A 2,914-nucleotide genomic window follows, 5' to 3' on the forward strand; every position below is an offset into this window, starting at 1 on the left:
TGCCGGCCACCGCCCGGCCACCCCCGCCCCGGTACGCTCGCCGCGTGACCCATGCCGCACAGACAGAATCGGATCCCCTTTACGGCGGCGTGCCGGCCGGTATCGCCGAAAACCCGGCGAACCCTGCTGCCGACGATCATCCGGTGACCGACGATCTGGCCCTGGCCCTGGCCCTCGCGGATGCCGCCGACGCCATCACGATGGCCCGTTTCCAGGCTGTGGACCTGCTGGTCGAGGCCAAGCCCGACGCCACCCCGGTGACCGACGCCGACACCGCGGTGGAGGCGATGATCCGCGAACGGCTGGCGCAGGCCCGCCCCGGCGACGCGGTCCTGGGTGAGGAACAGGGCCTTATCGGCGACGCCAGGCGTCGCTGGGTGGTCGACCCGGTGGACGGCACCAAGAACTTTGTTCGCGGCGTGCCGGTCTGGGGGACCCTGCTCGCTCTTGAGGTCGACGGGACGGTCGTGGTCGGCGTCGCCAGCGCGCCTGCGATGGGCCGCCGCTGGTGGGCTGCGCGTGGTCACGGGGCGCACACCCGAACGGTGGCCGGCGAGATCCGTTCGCTGAGCGTGTCAGCGGTGGCGGACCTGGCCGATGCCTACATGTCGTTCGCCTCCATCGAGAACTGGTCGGCGGCCGGTCGGTTGGAATCCTTCATGAACCTGGTGGCGACGGTGTGGCGGACCCGCGCCTTCGGCGACTTCTGGTCGCACATGATGGTCGCCGAGGGAGCTGTCGACCTGGCCTGTGAGCCCGACGTGTCGCTGTGGGACATGGCAGCCCTGCAAGTGATCGTCGAGGAGGCCGGGGGCACCTTCACCGATCTCACGGGACGCCCCGACCCGGCCGGCGGCTCGGTTCTGACAAGCAACAGCCGGCTGCACACCCGGGCGCTGGAGATCCTGAACCAGCCGTCCATGAGCGCTCCGGGGACCGAGGCCTGCGGGCGCGCGATCTGACGATCCGTAGCGCACGGCGTCCGATCGGCTTTGCCCACCGGGGGGCGCCCGCGGTGTTCCAGCGGGAGAACACCCTGGCGGCATTCCACCGGGCGCTGACGGGCGGTGCGCGCGGCCTGGAGTCGGACGTGTGGCTGACGGCTGACGGTGTTCCGGTGTTGCATCACGACGGCGTATTCGGACCACCTGGACGGCGCCGCCGGATCAGCCAGACGCCGGCGGCCAGGCTCCCGCGGTGGCTCCCGCGCCTGGCTGACCTCTACGCGGCCTGTGGCAACGACTTTGAACTCAGCCTGGATCTGAAAGACCCGCCCGCCGCCACGGGTCGGGCCGCACGGGCTGTGGTCAAAAGCGCCCGTGCGGTGAACGCGGCGGGACGGCTGTGGCTGTGCGGGAACCTTGACGCAATCCGCGTGTGGCGGCCGATCATCGAACTCGACAATCGTGGCGACCCCGACGCGACGGTAATGCTGGTGAACTCCGCATCCATCCGGGAGATCCGTACTTACCAGGACGCGCGCCCGAGCGCCGCAGTCCCTGCGGCGCTGGAAGTTTACACCCGTGGTGCGATCACAGCCGGGGCCACCGTGCTGAACCTACGTGCCAACGACTGGTCCGCCGCGATGGTGCGACTGGTTCACGCTCGCGGACTTCTTGCGTTCGGCTGGCATGCCCAGTCGTCCCGTACCCTGAAGCGCCTTCTTGGATTCGGCTTGGACGGGGTCTACTCCGACCACCTCGGCCGCCTTGTACACGCCACCGACAGCGAGACAACAATCACGCGTACACATCACGTCCAGTGATCAAAAAACAACACTCAATCATCGCCGGCCGGCAATGGCCGATACAAAACACCAATCACTCAATTAAACCTGGATGCGATTGCCAACACTATCCCCAACACTGCACAGAGTAACTGGATCGACGCATTGACGTGACGCCGACCGGACCCGTGGCTCACCTCGGTGAACCGAGCCGGATCCCGCCCACATTTGCATCGCCGAGAGTGCATATTTCATGACTGGCACCGCTTCGCCGAACGGCTCACTCCTCGGCAGCCACTTTCAGCATCTGCGCCGGAAATCCTGTCCGTTCCGCTACATGTTCGACAGAGTAACCCTGCTGCACCAGATCACGAGCCTGCTCAAGGGTCCAGCCACGGCCGGGGTCAACCCGGCGGACGACGACCTCACCTGCTTGGCGACGCTCTTCCGGCCAGCTCAGACGCGCACGACGTGCCAACGGTCGACCTCCGATATATCTCTGACTTCAGTTACTACAACGAGGATAGGCCACATTGGCATGACCGCGCCCGACGAACTCCACGATAGCGGGCCGCGGTGTCCCAATGCGATAGCGGGTTGGAACAAAGAAGTGGCATCTGTCTCGACGATCTGGCGCGGTAGCCGGCTGAGCCGGCTGAAGCGGGTCCGGATGAAGCGGGTAGCGGCACGGCCGGCCAGGTGCGCACAGCCAACCGACCACGGTTGTTCAGTCCAGAGAACGCCCCATGGCGCTCCTGCTCAGTATGAACCTCGGCGGGAGGCTGCGAACTGGACCCCACCCAGGACGGCACCCACGATCATGGCTCTCCCCGCACGCCCGGTCCTTCCCCGCCACGGGTGTCGCCCGGGGTACTCGAAGCGGCTGCAAGCGCGGTTTCCCCACCGGCGGCCGGACTCATCCGCCGGCTCCGACTCCGGCTTCCGGCGGGCCGCTGGTCGGGATGGCGTCCCTTCGAACGCATAAGATCCCGCCACTGCCGGGCCGAGTACGTTGCCGGACGGGTCGAGGACAGAAAATCCTCCAGGACCGCCCGAAAGCGCTCCGGATCGCTGCGGTGCGGGAAATGCCCGGCGTCGGCGAAGATCTCCAGGCGGCTACCCGGCATCGCCGCCTGCAGGATCCGCGCGTGTTCCGGCGGAATCACCGCGTCATGCCCACCCCAGATG

General features: G+C 67.3%; 3 protein-coding genes. 2 read left to right on the top strand and 1 reads right to left on the bottom strand.

Features of this window, described 5'->3' with window-relative positions; genetic code table 11:
- The first annotated feature begins 89 nt into the window (after window positions 1-89).
- Together hisN and U9980_RS03560 are read left to right on the top strand one after the other, a co-directional pair.
- Complete coding sequence (gene hisN, locus U9980_RS03555) at window positions 90-962, top strand: histidinol-phosphatase (protein WP_322766659.1); 873 nt, start codon at window positions 90-92, stop codon at window positions 960-962.
- A gap of 23 nt (window positions 963-985) precedes the next feature.
- Window positions 986-1,765, top strand: coding sequence for a glycerophosphodiester phosphodiesterase (locus U9980_RS03560; RefSeq protein WP_322766660.1), 780 nt, complete (start codon window positions 986-988; stop codon window positions 1,763-1,765).
- Between the two features lie 779 nt (window positions 1,766-2,544).
- Here U9980_RS03560 and U9980_RS03565 read toward each other — a convergent pair.
- A partial coding sequence (locus U9980_RS03565; protein ID WP_416210138.1) for an alpha/beta fold hydrolase occupies window positions 2,545-2,914 on the bottom strand: 370 nt, incomplete at its 5' end.

It is taken from the genome of Protofrankia sp. Cr1 (assembly GCF_963555865.1).
Lineage (GTDB): Bacteria > Actinomycetota > Actinomycetes > Frankiales > Frankiaceae > Protofrankia.